Source organism: uncultured Aquabacterium sp. (assembly GCF_913773725.1).
Lineage (GTDB): Bacteria > Pseudomonadota > Gammaproteobacteria > Burkholderiales > Burkholderiaceae_C > Aquabacterium.
Window position 1 is genome coordinate 1 of sequence record NZ_CAJYGK010000118.1, and the last position, 4,052, is coordinate 4,052.

Below are 4,052 nucleotides of genomic sequence, written 5' to 3' on the forward strand. Positions count from 1 at the left end.
TCGATGGTCTGGCCGGTGGACAGGCTGCCGGTGGTCTTGATGAAGGTCTTGGTGACCGACAGGCTGGCCGACCAGTCACGCGTCAGGTTGTAGGCCGCGCCGAGTTCGACCGTGGCACCCAGCCGGCTCTTCATGGACAGCGTGGTGGGCTTGCTCGGCAGGCCGCCGGTGATGCCGGACAGCGTGGCCGTGGCCTTGGGGCCGTAGAAGTAGCCGTAGGTCGGGCCGGCGCCGACGAAGGGGCGCAGGCTGCTGTTGGCGTCGCCGAAGCGGTACTGGGCCAGCAGCGTGATGGGCAGGGCCTTGACGGTGCCCAGCTTGCCCACGCCGTCGATGGCGCCGGCGCCCACGATGTCGTGCTTGAACGGACCCACCGCGACCGGCAGGTCGATGCTGATGTTGTCGGTCCAGTAGTAGGTGACGCCGGCGACGACCTGGCTGGCCTTCTTCACGTCGATCTTGGTGCCGGCCAGGCTGGGCGCGGTGAGGTCGCCGCTGTCGACCTGCGGGTTGATCTGCACACCGCTGCCGTAGACGACGATGCTGCCGGCCGATTGCGCGAGCGCACTGCCGCTGGCGACGGTGGCAACCAGGGCACCGAGGAGGAGGGGTTTTTTCATGGATGTCTCCGGATGAGTGGCCTCAGAGCCAGCCCTTGGTGGTCAGGGACTTGGCGATCAGCTGCTGCAGCAGCTGGTGGGCGTAGGGCGAGGGATGGAAGCCGTCGGAGAAGGCATAGCTCTTCCACCAGTCGGCCCCGCCCGTGGCGCCTGCCGGCGGGGCGGCCGACAGCGCGGTGGCCGTGCAGGTCGGGAAGGTATAGCTGGGCAGGCCATCGGCGCCCGTGCCGGTGCGCGGGCAGGAAGCGTCCTTGATGTTGCTCAGGCCATATTGAGCCGGCGTGGCGAACTGGTCCTGGAAGGACTTGTAGAAGTCGATCAGCGCCACGCGGTCATCGCCGGCCGTGCGGGTGGCGAGTTGGGCGTTGAAGGCAGTCAGCCAGCCCTGGAACAGCGCCTGGGCCTGGGCGCGCGCCGTGGCACCGGCCGTGCCGCCGCCATTGGCGAGCGCCACGCCGTCGAGCACCGCCTGGAAGCGCGGCGTCAGCGTGATGTCGGGCATGTTCATGATGACGACGCGGGTGGCACCCTTGTCGAGCACGCTGGCCTTGATGGAGGCGTAGAACTTGTCGGCCAGCGCCGTCATGTAGGTGCCACCGATCTGGGCCGTGGTGGACGCGCCGCCCGCGAGTGCCGTGCCGATCTGCGTGGGCGTCAGCAGCAGGCCCAGCAGCGCGCGGTAGCTCGCGGCGCTGTCACGCGGGATGGACAGGTAGGCGCCGACCAGGTCGGCCGCATCGTTGCCACCGCCGTCGATGATCACCAGGTCGCTGGCCGTGTACGAGCCCGCCGCTGCGAAGGTCGCCATCTGCGTGCCGATGGTCTGCGGATTGGCCGCACCACCCGCGCCGGTGAAATTGATCTTGGCGCCGCCGATGGAGAAGTTGGTGCAGCCGCTCTTGGCGGTGTTCACCACGAAGGTGGTGCCGGTGAAGGAGAAGAAGTTGCACAGCGTCTGGCCGTAGGCCGCCGCCACGCGTTCGGCGTAGATCAGGTTGTCGGCGCCCTGCACCGTGAACTTGAAGCCGAAGGTGCCGCTGTCCTGCAGGCTGTCGCCGAACACCTTGACCGAGTTGATGCTGACCCGGGGCGTGGTGTCGGCGCTCTCGCCGCCACCGCCGCAACCCGCCACCAGCAGGCCGCCCAACAACACCACCGAAGCGGCGGCGACACGGGTGAGGAAGGGTTTCATCTGTTGTCTCCTGCGCGACACCGCGAAGCGGTGCTTTCTTAAAAACGAGGGGGGTGACTCTAGCGTTTGGCCGGCTGTGAACCACGGCGGTTTCCCCCTGATGCCGGCATACAACCGCTAGGGCAAGTCTGTGGATGACGCCAGGACAACCCATGAGATATCCACAGCCGCGGCGGCTGCGGCGGACTTGTGCCCAAACGCGCACGCGGTCGTCCCGGGTCTGGCGCACAGCCTTTTGCCGCGGCCAAGTGCTTGAAGCGAAAAGGCTTTTGACGCTTGTCCACAGCGCGGGCGGCCCTCTACTACGACGACCACCTTTAAATCTTGAATACAGTCTTGAATACAAAGGACAACTTCGACGACCTTCCCAAGCCCGCTGCGCGCCCTGCCGCGCCGCGTTTCGCCAGGCTGTCGTGCGTCGAGCGCACCCCATGGACATACGCGCCCTGCAGCAGCGCCTGCGCCGTTTCGCCGCCGAACGGGACTGGCAGCCCTACCAGACGCCCAAGAACCTCGCCATGGCCATGACGGTGGAGGCTGCGGAGCTGCTGGAGATCTTTCAGTGGCTGACGCCGGAGCAGTCGCTCCGGCTCGACGACGACCAGCGGCGCCATCTCGGCGAGGAGCTGTCGGACGTGCTGCTCTACCTGCTGCAGATCGCCGACCACGCGGGCGTGGATCTGGAAGCCGCGGTGGAACGCAAGCTCGCGCTCAACGCGATCAAGCACCCGCCGCTGAGCCGGTCTTGAGGACGGGCATGGAAACCATCGCGGTCGTGGACTTCGAGACCACCGGCCTGGGGCCGACCAGCGGCGGCCGGGCCACCGAGGTGGCGGCGGTGCTGATACAGGGTGGCGAAGTGGTCGGCCGCTGGAGCAGCCTGATGAACAGCGGGGCCTGGATACCGCCGCACATCCAGGCCTTGACCGGCATCAGCAACGCCATGCTGGCCGCTGCGCCCGACTCGGCCTCCGTGATGCAGGAGCTGGCCCGCTTCACGGCGGGCTGTCCGCTCGTTGCGCACAACGCCGCCTTCGACCGGGGCTTCTGGCAGGCGGAGATGGCGCGCGCCGGTCTGGCCGGCGACCCGGCGCATCAATTCGCGTGCACCGTGCTGCTGTCCCGCCGGCTGTGGCCCGAGGCGCAGCGGCACTCGCTGGGCGAGCTGGTGCGTTTCCATGGCCTGAGCTTCTCGGGCCGGGCGCACCGGGCGATGGCGGATGCGCTGGTGACGGCGCAGCTGTTGCTGAAGGTGAGGGACGAAGTGGCCCGGCGCTTCGCGCTGGACCTGGGCGATGCCGAGGTGGACCACGGCCTGCTCGCACACCTGCAGCGCACGCCGGTCAAGGCGCTGAGGCGTGGCCTGGTCGAGCATCTGAAGGCCCGACAGGCCGCATGGGCCATTGCTTGAGCGGATAAAAAAACTCTGTCAAGAGCGGCTTGAGCGCGCAAGCGCAATCACAATCCCGCCCTTTCGTCCGTGTTTCGCCCAAGAAGAGTTCCATGTCCGTGATCCAGGTTCGCCCCGCCACCCTGCGCGATGCCAAGGCCATCGCCGAGATCCATGTCGCCGCCAGCCAGGATGCCTACAAGGACTTGCTGCCTGCCGCCGCGCTGGATGCGATGTCGGTGCAAAAGCGCCAGGCCTTCTGGCGTGAAGCCATCGACCTGTGCGAGCCGCAGGTCATCGTGGCCCATCTGGACAACAAGATCATGGGCTTTGCCGGCTTCGACCGCTCCCGTGACAAGGGCACGCCGGCCACCACCGGCGAGGTCTGGGCCCTGTTTGCCAGCCCCGAGCACTGGGACAAGGGCGTGGGCCTGGCGCTGTGGGATGCCACGCGCGACGGCCTGCAGGAAGAAGGCTGCACCAAGGCGACGCTGTGGTGCTATCTGCGCAACGAACGGGCACTGCGCTTCTTCGAGCTGGCCGGCTTCAAGCGTGAGCTGGGCAGCGCCCGCACCACCGAAGTGGGTGGCGCACGCGTCGAAGAGATCCGCCTGCACCGTTCGCTGGTCTGAGCGCGTCGCACCCATGAAAAAGGCGCCCCTCGAGGGCGCCTTGTCATTGGTGTCCGCCGCTCAGCCGCGTCGGCGGCGTGCCACGGCACCGACGGCCAGCAGGCCCGTCAGCATCAGTGCGTAGGTCTGCGGTTCCGGCACGGCGGTGACGGCGAAAGCCGTGGTGTTGGGAACAAGGTTGCTGCCGTCGGCATTCGTGCCCAGGTCGTTCCAGTAGG

Annotated in this window: 6 protein-coding genes; 3 read left to right on the top strand and 3 right to left on the bottom strand. The window is 67.6% G+C overall.

Translation table 11 applies throughout. The features are described from left to right. Nucleotides 1-620, bottom strand: a 620-nt coding sequence (locus QZ709_RS14890; protein WP_294638188.1) for an OmpW family outer membrane protein, incomplete at its 3' end; no start/stop codon positions are given. 22 nt (nucleotides 621-642) lie between these two features. Next, nucleotides 643-1,812 (bottom strand): SGNH/GDSL hydrolase family protein, encoded by a 1,170-nt coding sequence (locus QZ709_RS14895; RefSeq protein WP_294638189.1) that lies wholly within the window; start codon nucleotides 1,810-1,812, stop codon nucleotides 643-645. A 431-nt stretch (nucleotides 1,813-2,243) separates the two neighbouring features. On the opposite strand from QZ709_RS14895, the gene QZ709_RS14900 reads away from it, so the two are divergent. From QZ709_RS14900 to QZ709_RS14910, 3 genes are all read left to right on the top strand, one after another. Continuing rightward, entirely contained in the window at nucleotides 2,244-2,561 is a 318-nt protein-coding gene (locus QZ709_RS14900; protein WP_294638190.1) for a nucleotide pyrophosphohydrolase, read from the top strand. 8 nt (nucleotides 2,562-2,569) lie between these two features. After that, on the top strand, nucleotides 2,570-3,223 hold the full coding sequence (locus QZ709_RS14905) for a 3'-5' exonuclease (protein ID WP_294638191.1): 654 nt from the start codon (nucleotides 2,570-2,572) through the stop codon (nucleotides 3,221-3,223). Between the two features lie 92 nt (nucleotides 3,224-3,315). Next, on the top strand, nucleotides 3,316-3,834 hold the full coding sequence (locus QZ709_RS14910; protein WP_294638192.1) for a GNAT family N-acetyltransferase: 519 nt from the start codon (nucleotides 3,316-3,318) through the stop codon (nucleotides 3,832-3,834). Nucleotides 3,835-3,894: 60 nt separating this feature from the next. Here the strand turns inward: QZ709_RS14910 and QZ709_RS14915 are convergent, their stop codons facing one another. Next, nucleotides 3,895-3,975 (bottom strand): PEP-CTERM sorting domain-containing protein, encoded by an 81-nt coding sequence (locus tag QZ709_RS14915; protein ID WP_294638193.1) that lies wholly within the window; start codon nucleotides 3,973-3,975, stop codon nucleotides 3,895-3,897. Between the last annotated feature and the right edge of the window lie 77 nt (nucleotides 3,976-4,052).

Excerpts from the sequence above, each read along its gene's own strand:
- QZ709_RS14895 (WP_294638189.1), bottom strand. The coding sequence starts at position 1,812 with ATGAAACCCTTCCTCACCCGTGTCGCCGCCGCTTCGGTGGTGTTGTTG.
- QZ709_RS14900 (WP_294638190.1), top strand. The coding sequence starts at position 2,244 with ATGGACATACGCGCCCTGCAGCAGCGCCTGCGCCGTTTCGCCGCCGAA.
- QZ709_RS14905 (WP_294638191.1), top strand. The coding sequence starts at position 2,570 with ATGGAAACCATCGCGGTCGTGGACTTCGAGACCACCGGCCTGGGGCCG.
- QZ709_RS14910 (WP_294638192.1), top strand. The coding sequence starts at position 3,316 with ATGTCCGTGATCCAGGTTCGCCCCGCCACCCTGCGCGATGCCAAGGCC.